Annotated in this window: 23 protein-coding genes; 11 read left to right on the forward strand and 12 right to left on the reverse strand. The window is 72.1% G+C overall.

The window, feature by feature from the left end:
* Positions 1–27 precede the first annotated feature (27 nt).
* The gene (locus FHX31_RS05095; RefSeq protein ID WP_013475583.1) at positions 28–534 is read left to right on the forward strand and encodes a SigE family RNA polymerase sigma factor; all 507 of its coding nucleotides are present in this window, start codon (positions 28–30) and stop codon (positions 532–534) included.
* The gene (locus FHX31_RS05100) at positions 531–1,016 is read left to right on the forward strand and encodes a hypothetical protein (RefSeq protein ID WP_013475584.1); all 486 of its coding nucleotides are present in this window, start codon (positions 531–533) and stop codon (positions 1,014–1,016) included. Before FHX31_RS05095 ends, FHX31_RS05100 begins: the two co-directional genes overlap by 4 nt.
* A gap of 144 nt (positions 1,017–1,160) precedes the next feature.
* Here FHX31_RS05100 and FHX31_RS05105 read toward each other — a convergent pair whose 3' ends face one another.
* The 3 genes from FHX31_RS05105 to FHX31_RS05115 are packed head-to-tail and all read right to left on the reverse strand — an operon-like array spanning position 1,161 to position 2,431.
* Positions 1,161–1,595 (reverse strand): hypothetical protein, encoded by a 435-nt coding sequence (locus FHX31_RS05105; protein WP_184975272.1) that lies wholly within the window; start codon positions 1,593–1,595, stop codon positions 1,161–1,163.
* Positions 1,596–1,604: 9 nt separating this feature from the next.
* Complete coding sequence (locus FHX31_RS05110; RefSeq protein ID WP_184975275.1) at positions 1,605–1,913, reverse strand: hypothetical protein; 309 nt, start codon at positions 1,911–1,913, stop codon at positions 1,605–1,607.
* 50 nt (positions 1,914–1,963) lie between these two features.
* A complete protein-coding gene (locus FHX31_RS05115) occupies positions 1,964–2,431 on the reverse strand; it encodes an SRPBCC family protein (protein WP_184975278.1) in 468 nt (155 codons plus the stop codon).
* A gap of 157 nt (positions 2,432–2,588) precedes the next feature.
* Here FHX31_RS05115 and FHX31_RS05120 point away from each other — a divergent pair, with 157 nt between their 5' ends.
* Both FHX31_RS05120 and FHX31_RS05125 read left to right on the forward strand, forming a co-directional pair.
* Complete coding sequence (locus FHX31_RS05120; RefSeq protein ID WP_184975281.1) at positions 2,589–3,350, forward strand: GNAT family N-acetyltransferase; 762 nt, start codon at positions 2,589–2,591, stop codon at positions 3,348–3,350.
* An 80-nt stretch (positions 3,351–3,430) separates the two neighbouring features.
* The gene (locus FHX31_RS05125) at positions 3,431–3,814 is read left to right on the forward strand and encodes a hypothetical protein (RefSeq protein ID WP_184975284.1); all 384 of its coding nucleotides are present in this window, start codon (positions 3,431–3,433) and stop codon (positions 3,812–3,814) included.
* 9 nt (positions 3,815–3,823) lie between these two features.
* Here the strand turns inward: FHX31_RS05125 and FHX31_RS05130 are convergent, their stop codons facing one another.
* Complete coding sequence (locus tag FHX31_RS05130) at positions 3,824–4,354, reverse strand: SRPBCC family protein (protein WP_013475588.1); 531 nt, start codon at positions 4,352–4,354, stop codon at positions 3,824–3,826.
* 3 nt (positions 4,355–4,357) lie between these two features.
* Positions 4,358–4,666 (reverse strand): ArsR/SmtB family transcription factor, encoded by a 309-nt coding sequence (locus tag FHX31_RS05135; protein WP_013475589.1) that lies wholly within the window; start codon positions 4,664–4,666, stop codon positions 4,358–4,360.
* 87 nt (positions 4,667–4,753) lie between these two features.
* On the opposite strand from FHX31_RS05135, the gene FHX31_RS05140 reads away from it, so the two are divergent.
* Positions 4,754–5,683 carry an LLM class F420-dependent oxidoreductase gene (locus FHX31_RS05140; RefSeq protein WP_013475590.1) on the forward strand — a complete coding sequence of 310 codons (930 nt, stop codon included), beginning with the start codon at positions 4,754–4,756 and terminating at the stop codon, positions 5,681–5,683.
* A 166-nt stretch (positions 5,684–5,849) separates the two neighbouring features.
* On the opposite strand, the gene FHX31_RS05145 is transcribed toward FHX31_RS05140, so the two are convergent.
* A complete protein-coding gene (locus tag FHX31_RS05145; protein WP_013475591.1) occupies positions 5,850–6,305 on the reverse strand; it encodes a hypothetical protein in 456 nt (151 codons plus the stop codon).
* A 67-nt stretch (positions 6,306–6,372) separates the two neighbouring features.
* On the opposite strand from FHX31_RS05145, the gene FHX31_RS05150 reads away from it, so the two are divergent.
* Positions 6,373–7,599 (forward strand): FAD-binding protein, encoded by a 1,227-nt coding sequence (locus FHX31_RS05150; protein WP_363801345.1) that lies wholly within the window; start codon positions 6,373–6,375, stop codon positions 7,597–7,599.
* A gap of 1 nt (position 7,600) precedes the next feature.
* Here the strand turns inward: FHX31_RS05150 and FHX31_RS05155 are convergent, their stop codons facing one another.
* The gene (locus FHX31_RS05155) at positions 7,601–8,740 is read right to left on the reverse strand and encodes a site-2 protease family protein (RefSeq protein WP_114918539.1); all 1,140 of its coding nucleotides are present in this window, start codon (positions 8,738–8,740) and stop codon (positions 7,601–7,603) included.
* A gap of 94 nt (positions 8,741–8,834) precedes the next feature.
* Here FHX31_RS05155 and FHX31_RS05160 point away from each other — a divergent pair, with 94 nt between their 5' ends.
* Together FHX31_RS05160 and FHX31_RS05165 are read left to right on the forward strand one after the other, a co-directional pair.
* Positions 8,835–9,104, forward strand: coding sequence for a type II toxin-antitoxin system prevent-host-death family antitoxin (locus FHX31_RS05160; RefSeq protein ID WP_174361730.1), 270 nt, complete (start codon positions 8,835–8,837; stop codon positions 9,102–9,104).
* Complete coding sequence (locus FHX31_RS05165) at positions 9,101–9,382, forward strand: type II toxin-antitoxin system RelE family toxin (protein WP_083395318.1); 282 nt, start codon at positions 9,101–9,103, stop codon at positions 9,380–9,382. The genes FHX31_RS05160 and FHX31_RS05165 overlap by 4 nt, the downstream gene beginning before the upstream one ends.
* A gap of 55 nt (positions 9,383–9,437) precedes the next feature.
* Here FHX31_RS05165 and FHX31_RS05170 read toward each other — a convergent pair whose 3' ends face one another.
* Both FHX31_RS05170 and FHX31_RS05175 read right to left on the reverse strand, forming a co-directional pair.
* Positions 9,438–9,638: a DUF397 domain-containing protein gene (locus tag FHX31_RS05170; protein WP_013287873.1), complete on the reverse strand. Its 201-nt coding sequence runs from the start codon at positions 9,636–9,638 to the stop codon at positions 9,438–9,440.
* Complete coding sequence (locus FHX31_RS05175; RefSeq protein WP_174361729.1) at positions 9,631–10,509, reverse strand: helix-turn-helix domain-containing protein; 879 nt, start codon at positions 10,507–10,509, stop codon at positions 9,631–9,633. The genes FHX31_RS05170 and FHX31_RS05175 overlap by 8 nt, the downstream gene beginning before the upstream one ends.
* A gap of 366 nt (positions 10,510–10,875) precedes the next feature.
* Here FHX31_RS05175 and FHX31_RS05180 point away from each other — a divergent pair, with 366 nt between their 5' ends.
* Together FHX31_RS05180 and FHX31_RS05185 are read left to right on the forward strand one after the other, a co-directional pair.
* Positions 10,876–11,190 (forward strand): DivIVA domain-containing protein, encoded by a 315-nt coding sequence (locus FHX31_RS05180; RefSeq protein ID WP_013475594.1) that lies wholly within the window; start codon positions 10,876–10,878, stop codon positions 11,188–11,190.
* Positions 11,187–11,441, forward strand: coding sequence for a hypothetical protein (locus FHX31_RS05185; protein WP_013287870.1), 255 nt, complete (start codon positions 11,187–11,189; stop codon positions 11,439–11,441). The genes FHX31_RS05180 and FHX31_RS05185 overlap by 4 nt, the downstream gene beginning before the upstream one ends.
* Before the next feature lie 182 nt (positions 11,442–11,623).
* On the opposite strand, the gene FHX31_RS05190 is transcribed toward FHX31_RS05185, so the two are convergent.
* From FHX31_RS05190 to FHX31_RS05200, 3 genes are all read right to left on the reverse strand, one after another.
* On the reverse strand, positions 11,624–12,043 hold the full coding sequence (locus tag FHX31_RS05190) for a PIN domain nuclease (RefSeq protein WP_013475595.1): 420 nt from the start codon (positions 12,041–12,043) through the stop codon (positions 11,624–11,626).
* On the reverse strand, positions 12,040–12,249 hold the full coding sequence (locus FHX31_RS05195; protein ID WP_013475596.1) for a type II toxin-antitoxin system VapB family antitoxin: 210 nt from the start codon (positions 12,247–12,249) through the stop codon (positions 12,040–12,042). Before FHX31_RS05195 ends, FHX31_RS05190 begins: the two co-directional genes overlap by 4 nt.
* A gap of 88 nt (positions 12,250–12,337) precedes the next feature.
* On the reverse strand, positions 12,338–13,189 hold the full coding sequence (locus FHX31_RS05200; protein ID WP_184975289.1) for an alpha/beta hydrolase: 852 nt from the start codon (positions 13,187–13,189) through the stop codon (positions 12,338–12,340).
* 139 nt (positions 13,190–13,328) lie between these two features.
* On the opposite strand from FHX31_RS05200, the gene FHX31_RS05205 reads away from it, so the two are divergent.
* Positions 13,329–14,072 (forward strand): SDR family NAD(P)-dependent oxidoreductase, encoded by a 744-nt coding sequence (locus tag FHX31_RS05205; protein ID WP_013287866.1) that lies wholly within the window; start codon positions 13,329–13,331, stop codon positions 14,070–14,072.
* Positions 14,073–14,087 lie beyond the last annotated feature (15 nt).

Genomic DNA, 14,087 nt, shown 5'->3' on the forward strand with positions numbered 1-14,087 from the left:
GGTGAACGAGGAGACGAGGGTGGTGCGGTGGACGAGGACGAGCGGGCGGTGCTGGCCGAGTTCGTGGCGAGCCGTGCCCCGGCGCTGATACGGGTCGCCTACCTGCTCACCGGTGACCGCAGCAGTGCCGAGGATCTGTTCCAGTCGGCGCTGTCGAAGATCATTCCGAAGTGGCGGAGCATCCGGCACGCCGACCCGGAGGGCTACCTCCGTGCCGTCATGTACCGGGAGCAGGTGAGCTGGTGGCGGCGGTTGCGTCGTCGCCGGGAGTCCCCGGCCGGTGTGCGGGAGCCGGTGGTGGCCGACCCGGCCGGCGGTACGGATCTCCGGCTGGCGTTGCGGGCGGCGCTGTGGGAGTTGCCGCCCGCGCAGCGCACCGTCGTGGTCCTGCGCTACTACGAGGACCTGCCGGAGGCCCAGGTCGCCGAACTGCTGGGCTGCTCGGTCGGGACGGTGCGCAGCCGGACCCACCGGGCGGTCACCCGACTGCGTCAGATCCTGCCGGACAGCGAGCTTCTGGAGATGCGGCGATGAGTGATCCGTTCGAAGGTCTGCTCCGCTCCACCCTCACCGACATCGCCGAGGAGGCACCGACTGTGCAGGACTCATTGACCAGGGCGGAACGGCGCGTGCGTAACCGTCGACGCAACACGGTGGCGGCAGGTGCGGCGGGCATCCTGGCGGTGCTGGTGATCGGGGCGCCGTTTGCCTACGCCGGCCGCGGCGACGACCCGGTGATCTCGCCGCAGCCGGGCACGAGCGCCCCGCAGCCGGACCGGACCGAGCCCGTTCCGGCCCCGCCGGGCCTGGCGTCGCCCGTCCCGGTCGGCCCGGACGGCCGGCGGATGCCGGACGGCGCGGACCCGACTCGCCCGGGCGCACCGTCGCCCGTCCCGGTAGGCCCGGAGGGCACGAGCCCGCCTGACAGCGCGGTCCCGTCACCCGTCCCGCTGGGTCCGGAGGGCACGAGCCCGCCGGGCGGTGCGATGCCGTCGCCCAGCCCCATCAGGCGCTGACCGTCGTACGCCGGCACCCTCCGGGCCGGTGCGAGAGCCGGGCCTGCCCCGACCGTGGCGGGCCCGGCCCTCGGCGCGGTCAGTCCATGTGGGTACGCCCGACCGATCCGAGCCGGGTGGAGACGGCCCTACCGACGTTCGGCGTCAGTCCCACGGCGGGGCGTGCCGGTTCACGTAGTCGCGGGCGCGGGGGAGCGGATCACCCCAGTACTGGTGTGGCATGCGGGAGAAGTGCTCCCGGCAGAAGGTGGCGAGATCGTCGACGATCGCGATCCGCTCCAGGGGGCGCCGTTCGAACTCCCGGTTGGCCGCGAGCAGATCCGCCTCCGGGTTCCAGCCGGCGTGGTCGAACGCCCGGTCCGCCCAGGTCGCGTACACGTGGAAGACCTGGCTCTGACCCGCGAACCGCAACCCCGCGAGACCGATCGGCCGATCCGGGTAGGTGTCCCGGCACACCCAGGCCAGGATGTGGCAGGCCCCGGCGGCGAAGAACGGCTGGTCGGCGCGTTCCCAGGCGAGTCGCTGGTCGGCCCGTTCCTGCGGCGTACGCCGGAAGACGCCCGCTGCCGTCACTGCCACAGGCGCACCCTAGCCGAGCGCAGCGCTGCAGTGCACGACGGCGGACGGCACGACATGCACCTGCACGCCCGCGGCCGGGGCGAAGATCGGGCTCGGCATGCCGGTGAGCCAGCGCGCGGCGGCCCAGGCCAGCGCCGCCGCAAGTCCGGCCTGCACGGCGAGTACGGACTTGATCCGCAACTGCTGCATCCGGTCCCGCCCGGCCGCGCGGCCGCGCTCGTTCACGCGTTCCCACGCCTCGTCGAACCGTTCCGCGTCCAGGCCGGCGCGCCGCGACGACCCCCGCCGGCCGCCGCGACCCGCACGCTGCCCGGTCACCGCCGGCGGCTACCCGCAAAAGCCGCCGCCATTCCCGGCCTCCGTCGTGGTCAGGCGCCCGGTTCGAGGTACGCGGCCAGGTGCGCCAGCGAGGACGCGATGCCCTCCTCGTGCACCCTCTGGTCGATGCCCGGCGGCACGCCGGTGGCGGTGACCGTCACAGCGGTGCCGTCGCCGGTCGCCGCGAGGTGCCAGGTCATGGTCATGGTGCCCGCGTACGCCGGGTCGTCGGCCTGGAACACGGCCGTCTGCACCACCCGGAGCGCCGGTACGAGTTCGGCGAACCCGACGTCGACCACGTCCGTCGCGTCCGACGTCTTACCGGGGCTGCCGGCCGGGTCGAGGTAGGTGAGCACCATCCGGAACCCGCCGCCCGGCCGTGGATCCCAGCGCTCGATCCGCCCGCGCATCCCGTCCGGCGGCAACCACGCCTCCAGGGCGGCCCGGTCGACGAGCGCGTCGTACACCGCCGCCGGTGGCGCGGCGATCGTCCTGCTGCCCCGATCGATCCTGCTCACCCCCCAACCCTAGGCCCGCGCCTCCCGCCCGCGGGTGCTCCTCGTCGATCTTGGAGTTGTGGTCGTGAACGAATGCGGCTGAGACGGGCGATTCAGGCGTCACAAGTCCAAGATCGGCGGGGAGCGGGAGCGGGGCGCGCCCGGTACGCTGCCGCGAATGCCGGTACGACAACACCTCCACGACTCGCTGCTGCTCGGTGACGACGACACCCCGCTGGCCCGGATGCGGCTGCGGGACGACGACGGCACGGCGGTCGCGGCCGACGTCCGGCCGCTGCCCGAGGCGCCGCTCACCCGGCTCGTCGCGCAGATGCGGCGCGACCTCGCCGGGCACCGGCTGGAGACGCCGGACGAGGCGCTGGCGGCGGCACTGGTGGCCGACGGGCTGACGCTGGACCGGGCCGCCACCGACATGCGACACGACCTGACCGGCGTACCCGAACCGGTGGCGCTGCCGGACGGCTGGTCGCTCGGCGCCCCCGGCTGGGACGACGACCTCGCCGCGGGGCTGGACGCGGCGTACGGCCCGGACCACCCGGACGGCCGCTGGCAGCCGAGCGACACCGACGAGGTACGGGCGATGTTCGACACCGGCGAGCCGGTGCCACCCCTGGTGCCCGCCTCGGCCCGGCTGATCGACCCGGACGGCCGCAGCGCCGGGCACGTGCTGTGCGCCGGGCCGGTGCCGTGGACCGACGACGACTGCGTCTGGATCCTCAACCTGGGTGTGGCGCCCCGCGCACAGCGGCGCGGGCTCGGCCGGGCGCTGCTCGTGCACGCGTTGCGCGGCGCGCGGGAGGTCGGGCTGCCGTCAGTCGGCCTGTCGGTGGTCGACGGCAACCCGGCCCGCCGCATGTACGACGCCGTCGGCTTCCGCGTCCTCACCCGGGTGCTCACCGTCCGGATCCCCGACGCGTAGCCCACTCGATGCGTCCCGAGGTGGCGAATCGAGTACGCGTGCTCATTCGCCCGGCCCGCCGGCCGGGCAGGATCGAATGCGTGACAACGAGACGTGCGCTGCTCGGCGGTCTGCTCCTGGCACTGGCCACGGCCGGTGCCTGGGTGGCGTGGCTGAGCTGGGAGTCCGGCTGGACCGTGGACCCGCAGACCGGCGACATGAGCGGGCCGTACGCGGTCTGGCAGGTCGCCGCCGCGGTGCTGACCCTGGGCGCGCTGGCCGCGGTAGGCGGCTGGTGGCTGAACATCTGGCTGGTGGCAACGGTGATGACAGTGGCGTTCACCGTCCCGTGGGCGGTGCACGCCGCCTCGACCGACGACACCGGCCTGTGGGCGGTCGGGGCGGCGCTGGTGGCCATCGGCACGACCATCGGGACGACGCTGGTCGGCGGCGCCGCCGGGTGGCTGCGCCGCCGGACCGCGTGACGACCGTCGTCAGCCGCGGTTCAGGCGTTCGGCGTACGCGTCGCGCAGCTCCGCCCAGCCGAAGTCCTTCGCCTCCGCGCCCCGGATCGGGCCGACCGGGTCGCCGTCGAGCAGATGGGCGGCGACGTCCAGGCAGAGGTGCCAGCCGGCAGCAGTCATCGGGGCGAGGTCGGGCCGGTCGACCCGGTGCCGCAGCGTGAGCGTGGTGCCGTCGCCGGTCGGGGCCAGCTCCCAGCGGAGCAGGTCGTCGCCCCAGGTGTACTCCAGCAGGTGCGGCCGGTCCGCGCGCAGCACCTGGGCCGGCGCCGGGTGGGCCTGCTCGCCGTCGACGGTGCTGAGCACGGCGTCACCGGTGCGGCCCAGGTCGCGGTCGGCCAGGAACGGCGCCCACGCGGCGAGCTGATCCGGGTCGGTGAGCGCGGCCCACACCGTCTCCGGCGGGTGCCGCAGGGCGCGGACGAAGACCAGGTCCCACCTGTCGTTCGCGGGTTCCAGATTCACCCGGGCGAGCGGGCCGGGACGGAACGTGTCGCGGTCCATCTGTCACTCCTGACTGTCGAGATGGCGTTCCAGGGCGTCGAGATGCGCGGTCCACATCGACCGGTACGGCCCGAGCCAGTCGTCGACTGCGCGTAGCGGCGCCACGTCGACCCGGTAGATCCGCCGCTGCGCCGCCGTACGGCAGGTGACCAGGCCGGCGTCGCGGAGCACCCGCAGGTGCTTGGAGACCGCCGGCTGGCTCATGCCCAGCGCGTCCACCAGCTCGCCGACACTGCTCTCCGCGCGGCGCAGCCGGTCGAGGATGCGGCGCCGGGAGGGCTCGGCCAGCACGGTGAAGGCGTCGACGGTCACCCTCGCAATATGCCTCACCGGTTATATGCCTGGCAAGGAATGACAGGTCGCGCTGCCCCGGCCCGGCGGGCTCCATATGCTCGGGGGATGGAACTGCGGATCTTCACCGAGCCCCAGCAGGGGGCCACATACGACCAGCTCCTCGCCGTGGCCCGCCGCGCGGAGGAGACCGGCTTCGCCGCGTTCTTCCGCTCCGACCACTACCTCAAGATGGGTTCGGTGAGCGGTGATCCCGGCCCGACCGACGCGTGGACCACGCTCGCCGGGCTGGCCCGCGACACCACCCGGATCCGGCTCGGCACGCTCATGACAGCCGCCACGTTCCGGCTGCCGGGCCCGCTGGCGATCACCGTGGCGCAGGTCGACCAGATGAGCGGCGGCCGGGTCGAGCTGGGCATCGGCACCGGCTGGTACGCCGAGGAGCACACCGCGTACGGCATCCCGTTCCCGTCGCTGGGGGAGCGGTTCGACCGGCTGGAGGAACAGCTCGCCGTCATCACCGGGCTCTGGTCCACCCCGGCGGGCTCCACGTTCGACTTCCCCGGCACGTACTACCCGGTCAGCGACTCGCCCGCGCTGCCCAAGCCGGTGCAGCGCCCCCGCCCGCCGATCCTGCTCGGCGGCATGGGACCGAAGCGCACACCCCGCCTGGCCGCCCGGTACGCCGACGAGTTCAACCTGCCGTTCGCCTCGGTCGAGGACACCGTCGCGCAGTTCGGGCGGGTACGCGACGCGTGCGCCCAGATCGACCGCGACCCGTCCACGATGACCTGGTCCAACGCGCTCGTGCTCTGCTGCGGCCGCAACGAGGCCGAGGTGAAGCGCCGCGCCGAGGCGATCGGGCGCGACCCGGCCGAGCTGCGCGCCAACGGCGCCGCCGGCACGCCCGCCGAGGTGGTCGACACGCTCGGCCGGTACGCCGAGGCGGGCAGCTCGCGCGCCTACCTCCAGGTGCTTGACCTGACCGACCTGGACCACCTGGAGCTGGTAGCCGCCGAGGTGATGCCCCAGCTCTGACCCGGGCTCGCCCGCCCCTTTGCGGCCCGGCCCCGCCGCCCCGGCCGTCCCCGTCGATCTTGGAGTTGTGGCACCTGACAAGCCTCGCTTGAGCGACAATCCGGGCGCCACAACTCCAAGATCGACGAGCCGGGGCGGGCCGAGCCGGGGCGGGGCAGCGGATGGGTCAGCTCGCTGTGGCGCGGCGGACGGTGTCGAGGCGGCCGTCGCGGTCGCTGTCCAGGTACGTCACGTCGGGCACACCGTCGCCGTCCAGGTCGACCTGCACCACGTCGGCCACGCCGTCGCCGTCCAGGTCGGTCACCACCTCGACGGAACCGTCCAGGTGCCGGGTCACGATCGACCGGCCCGACGCCTGGCGCGGCGGCGGCCCCGGATGAGGCACCGGGTCCGGCTCGGGCTCCGGCGTGGGCCCCGGCACCGGCGCGGTCGCGGCAGGCCCCATCCCCACAGCGGCAGGCGTCACCCCCACGGCGGCGGGCGGCATCCCCGCAGCGGCGGGCGCCATCCCCACAGCGGCGGGCGGCATCTCCGCAGCGTCGGGGTCCACGCCGGTCGGGTCGATCTCCTCCTCCGACGGGTACACGTCGCCGCGGAGGCTCGGGTCGCGGTAGCTGCTCATCCCGCCAGGATTCCCGCCGAGTGGCCGGGGCAACCCTGCCGCCGCATGATGGCGGATGATGCAGCGCATGACGGACACCAACTGGGCCGGAAACGTCAGCTGGTCGGCGCGTACCCGATCGCGGCCGACCTCGACCGACGAGCTGCGCCGGCTGGTCGCGGAGGCCGACCTGGTCCGGGCCGTCGGCACCGGCCACTCGTTCAACCGGCTCGGCGACACCACCGGCACCCAGGTCGCGCTGGACGGCCTGCCGCCCACCGTCGCGCTCGACCCCGACCGCGGCGCGGTCACCGTCGCGGCCGGCCTGCGCTACGGCGACCTGGCCACCGCGCTCCAGGCTCAGGGGTACGCGCTGGCGAATCTCGCCTCGCTGCCGCACATCTCGGTGGCCGGCTCGGTCGCCACCGCCACCCACGGGTCCGGAGCGCGGAACCGCAACCTCGCCGCCGCCGTCGCCGCGCTGGAACTGGTCACCGCCGACGGCGACCTGATCACCGTGGACCGCGGTGACCCGCGGTTCGCCGGGCTGGTGGTCAACCTGGGCGCGCTGGGCGTGGTCACCCGGCTCACGCTCGACGTGGTGCCCACGTACGCGGTGCGCCAGCACGTCCGTCTCGGCCTGCCCCGCGCGGCGCTGGACGAGGCGCTGGACGCCGCGTACAGCGTCAGCGTCTTCACCTCGTGGCGCTCGGAGCGCTTCGACCAGGTGTGGGTCAAGCAGTACGCCGACCAGGCCCCGCCGCCCGCCGACTGGCTGGACACGGTGGCCGCCGACTCGCCCCGGCACCCGGTGCCCGGCATGTCGCCGGAGCACTGCACCGCGCAGCTCGGTGAGCCGGGGCCGTGGCACGAGCGGCTGCCGCACTTCCGGCTCGGCTTCACCCCGAGCAGCGGCGACGAGTTGCAGTCGGAGTGGCACGTGGCCCGGTCCGACGCGTCGGCGGCGCTCGCCGCGCTCGACCCGGTCGCCGACCGGATCGCCGCCGTGCTCCAGATCTGCGAGCTGCGGACGATCGCCGCCGACGAGCTGTGGCTTAGCCCGAACTTCCGGCGCGACTCGCTGGCGCTGCACTTCACCTGGATCGGTGACCCGATGGCTGTCGCGCCGGTGCTGGCCGAGGTGGAGGAGCGGCTCGCCCCGTTCGCGCCGCGCCCGCACTGGGGGAAGCTGTTCGAGCGCGATCCCGCCGCCGGGTACCCCCGGCACGCCGACTTCGCCGCGCTGCTGCGCGAGTTCGACCCGAAGGGGAAGTTCCGCACCGCCGAGATGGACCGCTACTTCCCGCGGGACTGAGTTACCGCCCGGCCGGCACCTGCTGGCGGAGGCTGCCACGCTGGACCGCCCGGCTGATGTCGCTGGGCGAGACGATGCCGACGAGCTGGTCGTCGACCACCACGAGCGCCCGGCCGTCGGAGCACTCGTTGAGCCGGGGGAGCAGGTCGGTGAGCTGTTCGTCCGGGCGGGCGAGCACCAGTTCGTCGGCCCGGCAGGACACCTCGGCCAGCGTGGTCGAGGCGCGGCGGTCCGCCGCGATGCCGCGTACCCGATCGAGCGTGACCAGACCGACCGGCCTGCCGTCGACTGTGAGCGGCAGCGCCGAGTGCCGGTACGCGAAGAGGTAGTGGTCGACGAAGTCGGCCACTGTGAGGTCGCCGGACGCGGTCTGCGGCTGCGGCGTCATCACGTCGCCCACCCGGATGCCGCGCAGCGCGTCGCCCATCCGGGCGGCGCGTTCCTCCTGGCCGGCGGCGCCGAGCAGGAACCAGCCGATCAGCGCCAGCCAGAGCCCGCCGAACCCGGCGCCGGTGAAGAACCGCCACAGCCCCAGCCCGATCAGCACGACACCGAGCACCCAGCCCGCGCGGGCCGCCACCACAGACGCCTTGGTCCGGTCGCCGGTGAACTTCCAGACCGCCGCGCGCAACAGCCGCCCGCCGTCGAGCGGGGCGGCGGGCAGCACGTTGAAGATCGCCAGCAGCACGTTGATGCCCGCGAGCCAGGCCAGCGCGCCGAGCAGCAGCCCGTGCCCGCCCGCGGCGGCGACCGCCACCGCGATAGCCGCGAAGACCACGCCGATGATCAGGCTGACCAGCGGCCCGACCCCGGCGATCCGCAGCTCGGCGCCCGGGTCCTTCGCCTCGCCCTTCAGCTCGGCGACGCCGCCGAACAGCCACAGCGTGATGCCCTCGACCTCGATGCCGTTGCGCTTGGCGACCACCGCGTGCGCCACCTCGTGGGCCAGCAGGCCGAGGAAGAAGACCACAGCGGCGGCCAGGCCGGCCGCGATGTAGGCGACGGGGGAGTGACCGGGGTACGAGGAAGGGAACAGGCTCGCCGACAGCGCCCACGCGATCAGCACGAAGATGACCAGGACACTCCAGTTGACGCCGACCGGTACGCCGGCGATTCGACCCAGACGGAAACTCGCCCTCATGTTCCCGTCATACCCGGCGCACCCACCCGCACACCAGGGCCGGCAGGCGGCACTTTTGCACTTGTACGAGTCGTACGAGCTGTACGATCGGGATATGAGTGAGCCCGCCGCCGAACTGCCGATCTCCGATGCCCGAGACAGCCTCGCGGATGTCGTGTCGCGTGCCCACTACGCCGGGCGGATCACTTACGTGACCCGCCGGGGGCAGCGCTTGGCGGCCATCGTCCCCGCCGAGCTTGCCGAAGCGATCGAGCGAGCCGAGGACGCCGCAGATGTCTCGGCGGCCCGCGATGCCCTGGCCCGTATCGACGCCGGCGACACCCCCGTCCCGCTGGCCGACCTGCGCGACGAGCTCGGCCTGTGACGCTGCCACCGGAGCCGGTCTTCGCCGTCCGGGTCGATCGAGCCGCTGCCAAGCTGCTGCGCAAACTCGATAGACCCGTGCAGGCCCGCCTTGTCGACGCCCTCGCCTCGCTGGCCATCGAGCCCCGTCCGGCCGGGGTGAAGGCGCTAGCCGGGCATCCCGGTCTACTGCGCGTACGGGTCGGTGACTACCGCATTATCTACACCGTCCGCGATCGTGAACTGATCGTCCTCGTGGTTCACCTCGGCCATCGTGGCGATGTCTATGACACGCTCTGAGCCTGAGTCCGGTGAGATCATGATGCCGCCGCTCCGGTGTAGGCGCGGGCAACGGTCAGCGGCTCAGCGTCTCGCTCTTGACGGCCCGGATGAAGGCGGCCCAAGTGCCCGGCGGGAAAGCGAGGGCCGGGCCAGCGGGGTTCTTGCTGTCGCGCAGGCCGACCACGTCGGGGAGATTGTCGGCCACCTCCACGCACTCCCCGCCGTTGTTGCTGCGGGTCGACTTGCGCCAGGCGGCGCCGGTCAGGTCAGGCACGGGAGTACTCCTCTGCGACATGCTGGATCAGGCTCTTCGACTTGGACTCGCTCAGCGCGCGGCTCGCTATGTCAGTCCAGATGGTGTTGTAGGCGTCGGTCTCGTGTGGCTTGTCGAGGTAGATGGCACCGGTAGCGGCTTCCAGGTATGTCACCGGCGGTTCCACCTCCTTGCCGCTGCTGTCTCGCGGAAATTCCAGGATCGAGAAAGCCCCGGCCATCGCTCCGGCGTGCAGCCCGGAAGAAAAAGCTAGAACCTGCACGGTTACGTTGGGTAGCTCTGCGGCCTTCAGGATCTGGTGTAGCTGCTCGGTCATGATGGTCGCTCCACCAACCGGACGCCGCAACACCGCCTCGTTGATTATCACGCTGAGTTGTGGGGCGGAGAAGCGGGTGAGAAGTGCCTGCCGCTCCACGCGGAGCTGGATGGCTCGCTCTTGGCCCTCGCGGTCACCTGCCTCGATGGCGCCGCCGGGCATCCGGAAGAGCTGCTCTGCGTAGGCGCGGGTCTGGAGTAGGCCGGGAACCAACTCGGCTTGGTACTGCCGGATGCTGGACGCCGCTGCTTCAAGGCCGATGTAGAGCTGGAACCAGCGCGGAAGGCCCGAGCCGATGTAGTCGTGCCACCAGTTCTTGTTCTCTCGCGTGGCCGATGCCATCGCGAGGACCAGTTCGGTGTCTTCCTCGGAAGCTCCGTAGAGCTTGAGCATCTCCTTGACGTCCGCTGCGCGGAAGCGGACGTTCTCGGCACCGCTCTCAATGCGGTAAAGGGTTGCCCGCGCCCGGTCCAGTTCTTCGGCCGCCTTCTCCATCGTCAGCCCGGCAGCCTTGCGAAGTGATTCGAGCTTCCTGCCGAGCTGCCGTCGAAGCATCGTGGATCCCGTTACGGCCTGTGACACCCCTGCCTCCGATGGTCAGGTAGCGGTTGACGCGCGTTCGCTCAATTTAGCGCCCCCCATGTATCAGAAACAATAGACACGTCACGCTGAGTTCTATGAATGATGTCCAGCGCTGCTAGTACACCTCTTGTTAGACGTTGCATTCGATCCGATGCGGTGCTTCACTGCCTCTGCGGCCACTGTGGAGTTATTGCTGCTCAGTGGCCATGTGAGCCCTGCTGACGTACTGCTGGTCGAAGGCTGCGGTGGCAGGTGCCGGGGTGGGTCCGCCGGTGCGGGGCGGGCCGGCGGACCCGCCCTTCCACGGTTCGATCTCGATGGTGAGAGGCAGGTCCTGTCATGCGCGTCTTCCTCCGGCGTGTCCGGCGTCGCCGGCGGTCGGTCCTCGGATCGACCTGCTACCGCTCGTCGGCGTACCACCCGCTGCGTCCCTGGCAGGTGCGTGAGCGGAGCTTCCGGCCGACCCCGCTGGGACGGCGCGGGCTCGACCCGCAGGAGGTCCGGGAGTTCCTCGACCGCGTCGCCGGTGACCTGGCCGCCGTCTACGACGCGCTGGCGCAGAGCCGCCGGGAGACGGACCGAATCAAGAACGCGCTGCGCCGCTGGCAGTCGGAGCAGGCCCGGGCGCGCAACGAACGGGGATACGACAGGTGACCGAGCGCTGGGTGATCCACCTGCCGGTCGTCGTCAACGACCTGCTCTCCGCTCAGCGGCTGGCCCGGGTGGTGGCGCACTGGACCCACGTCCTGCCACAGACCGAGCCCGGCGGCACCACTGTCTCGGCGGAGGACGACCAGAACGTCCGCCACTGGGTGTTCTGCGACCGGTTGCTGCCCGGTGGGCAGCGGTGTCTGCTCCGGCCCGGACACGACGGTGAGTGCTCCCGGCGGTTCCGGCCGCGATGAGCATGCGCCGGAGCAGCGTCGGACGCCCGCAACCGGAAGCGGAATATGCACGAGCCGTGGTCGAGAACGTGAGTGGCTGCGCCAGTTCGGGGGCGACGGGGCGGCCGGCGCGTGAACGGGCTCGTCCTGGACACCTCGGCGCTGCTCCCGGCGGCCCACCCGGCATCGAGGGCCGGAGTCGGTCAGTCGGCCTTCCCGGCCGGGACGACCCACGTCGTCGGCTGGCCGGTGATCGCGGTGATCAGGTCGAAGTCACCGTCGTAGTGCAGAACGGTCACGCCATGCCGTTCGGCCGTCGCGGCGATCAGCAGATCGGCCATCGAGAGCGCGCGGTGGTTGCCCTTGTGCAGCGCCTGCACCTGGATGTCGATCGCACGATCCCAGATGTCGTCGGGCATGGCGAGCCAGTCGAAACCGCGGAGCAGCCATCGAGCGCGCTTCGCGTCCTTGGCCGAGCGGGCGCTGTGTACGACCTCGATCTCGATGGCGCCGCAGACCGCCAGCAGACCGCGATCGGACAACTCGTCCAGGACCGGCGCCACGGCGGGCTTCGGCCACCGGGCCAGCGCCGACTTGTCGAGGAGGTAGCGCTCCCGCGTCATGCCGCTTCGGGCTTCGACGCCTGCCCCGGGTCGGTGAGGTCCGGCAGGCCGCCGCTCTTGAGCCAGTCGGCGAACTCCCGGCGCTTCTCCCGGTTGACCACTTCCTGCAGCGCGGCGTTGACAGTGGCCTTCTTGGTGCCCGTGCCGAGGATCTCGGCGGCCTCGGCCAGGAGGTCGTCGTCGACATCGAGAATGGTGCGGGACATGGCGTGCCTCCTCGTCCAGCAGGCGAACGAGGCGATGATATCAATTTCTCGGCTTCTTGATATACGTCTGCGGCGGTGTCGGGCGTGGTCAGCGTCGTCGAGGGGCCTCGGCGACCACTGTCGAGGAGAACTCGTTCGCCGCCTCCACCGCCCACTCCAGCGCGAAGTCCGCCTCCTCCTCCCAGCCCGGTTCGCCGCCGACGAAGTGCGACCGGCCGGGGAACTCCCGGTAGCCGGTGAGCGCCGTCGAACTCCGGTAGAGGTTGGAGATGCTGGTGGCCAGCGACGCGGGCACCACGTGGTCCTCGCCGCCCGAGGTGATCAGCAGCGGGGCGCGGTCGCTGCGCTTCTTGTCGATCTCGGTGGCCGAGTTCGGATCCAGGTTGGCGAACGCCGCCTCGAACAGCACGTGTCCGGCGCCCGGTACGGCGTACCGCTCCCAGGCCGCGTCGGACTGCTCCTGGCTGATGGTGTTGCCGAAGGCGTACCGGAAGTCCTCCGGGGTGAACGGCACGGCGCGGTGCCGGTTCGCCGGGTTGTGCAGGATGGAGTACCCGGAGCGCAGCGTGCTGGGCGGCAGCTTGAGCACGCCCCGTACCGGCGCGGGGTGCACGGCGACCACCGCGGCGCCGAGGCGGCGGTCCGCCAGCAACTGGGCGATCAGGCCGCCGAACGAGTGGCCCATGATGATCGGCGGGCGCGGCAGGTCCCTGATGATCGCCTCGTAGTGGTCGGCGATGTCGGCGATGCGCTGCGCGGCGATCGGCGCCGGGTCGGCCCGCAGCTCCTCCACCTCGCGGTCCATGCCGGGCCAGGCGGGCGTGAGCACCTGGAAGCCGCGCGCGGCGTACCGCTGCGCCCAGTGCTCCCAGCTCCGCGAGGTCATCCAGAGCCCGTGGATGAGCACGATCGTGTCGACCCGTCCCGTCGGTACGCTCATGTCTAGTCTCCCCGTTTCGCCGCTGGACGGCCCGCGCGTACCCGGACTGGGTGCCGGCAATCCTGTCTGATCGAACGGACAGGGAACGGACGGGTGGCCCGGATGATCAGCGTCCTGAGTCGACTGTCAGGATGACGGCATGACGGTCAGACTTGCCGACAGGGTTGCCCTGGTGACGGGCGGGAGCCGGGGTATCGGCGCCGCCGTCGCGCGCCGGCTGGCCGAGGACGGCATCCACGTCGCGTTCACCTACCGCACCGCGGAGGACAGCGCGAAGTCCGTGGTGAGCCAGATCGAGGCGTACGGCCGGACCGGGCTGGCGATCAATGCGGACAGTACCGACGCGACGGCCGTGGTCGGCGCCGTGGAGCGGACCGTCGCCGAGTTGGGGCGGTTGGACATCCTGGTCAACAACGCCGGGGTGTTCGCGGGTGGGCCGATCGAGTCGGTCAGCCTAGAGGCCCTGGACCGGGCGATCGCGGTGAACGTGCGCGGGGTCTACCTCGTCACCCAGGCGGCGGTACGCCACATGGGTGCGGGTGGGCGGATCGTCAACATCGGCAGCAGCTTCGCCAGCCGTGTCCCGGCACCCGGGGTGAGCGCGTACGCGATGACCAAGAGCGCCGTGAACGGGCTGACCCGGGCGCTCGCCCGCGAGCTCGGTCCGCGTGGGATCACCGTCAACCTGATCCTGCCCGGCTCGACCGACACCGACATGAACCCGGCGGACAGCGCGGGCGCGGACGGGCAGCGGTCGCACATCGCCCTCGGCCGGTACGCGGATCCGGACGACGTGGCGGCGACTGTCAGTCACCTGGTGGGCGCCGGCGGACGGCACATCACCGGCGCGTCGATCGCGGTCGACGGCGGCGCGACGGCCTGAGCGGATCCGGGCCGA

It is taken from the genome of Micromonospora sp. CNZ286, assembly GCF_014207755.1.

Excerpts from the sequence above, each read along its gene's own strand:
- FHX31_RS05100 (WP_013475584.1), top strand. The coding sequence starts at position 531 with ATGAGTGATCCGTTCGAAGGTCTGCTCCGCTCCACCCTCACCGACATC.
- FHX31_RS05120 (WP_184975281.1), top strand. The coding sequence starts at position 2,589 with ATGCCGGTACGACAACACCTCCACGACTCGCTGCTGCTCGGTGACGAC.
- FHX31_RS05130 (WP_013475588.1), bottom strand. The coding sequence starts at position 4,354 with ATGGACCGCGACACGTTCCGTCCCGGCCCGCTCGCCCGGGTGAATCTG.
- FHX31_RS05140 (WP_013475590.1), top strand. The coding sequence starts at position 4,754 with ATGGAACTGCGGATCTTCACCGAGCCCCAGCAGGGGGCCACATACGAC.
- FHX31_RS05145 (WP_013475591.1), bottom strand. The coding sequence starts at position 6,305 with ATGAGCAGCTACCGCGACCCGAGCCTCCGCGGCGACGTGTACCCGTCG.
- FHX31_RS05150 (WP_363801345.1), top strand. The coding sequence starts at position 6,373 with ATGACGGACACCAACTGGGCCGGAAACGTCAGCTGGTCGGCGCGTACC.
- FHX31_RS05155 (WP_114918539.1), bottom strand. The coding sequence starts at position 8,740 with ATGAGGGCGAGTTTCCGTCTGGGTCGAATCGCCGGCGTACCGGTCGGC.
- FHX31_RS05160 (WP_174361730.1), top strand. The coding sequence starts at position 8,835 with ATGAGTGAGCCCGCCGCCGAACTGCCGATCTCCGATGCCCGAGACAGC.
- FHX31_RS05175 (WP_174361729.1), bottom strand. The coding sequence starts at position 10,509 with ATGCTTCGACGGCAGCTCGGCAGGAAGCTCGAATCACTTCGCAAGGCT.
- FHX31_RS05180 (WP_013475594.1), top strand. The coding sequence starts at position 10,876 with ATGCGCGTCTTCCTCCGGCGTGTCCGGCGTCGCCGGCGGTCGGTCCTC.
- FHX31_RS05190 (WP_013475595.1), bottom strand. The coding sequence starts at position 12,043 with ATGACGCGGGAGCGCTACCTCCTCGACAAGTCGGCGCTGGCCCGGTGG.
- FHX31_RS05195 (WP_013475596.1), bottom strand. The coding sequence starts at position 12,249 with ATGTCCCGCACCATTCTCGATGTCGACGACGACCTCCTGGCCGAGGCC.
- FHX31_RS05200 (WP_184975289.1), bottom strand. The coding sequence starts at position 13,189 with ATGAGCGTACCGACGGGACGGGTCGACACGATCGTGCTCATCCACGGG.
- FHX31_RS05205 (WP_013287866.1), top strand. The coding sequence starts at position 13,329 with ATGACGGTCAGACTTGCCGACAGGGTTGCCCTGGTGACGGGCGGGAGC.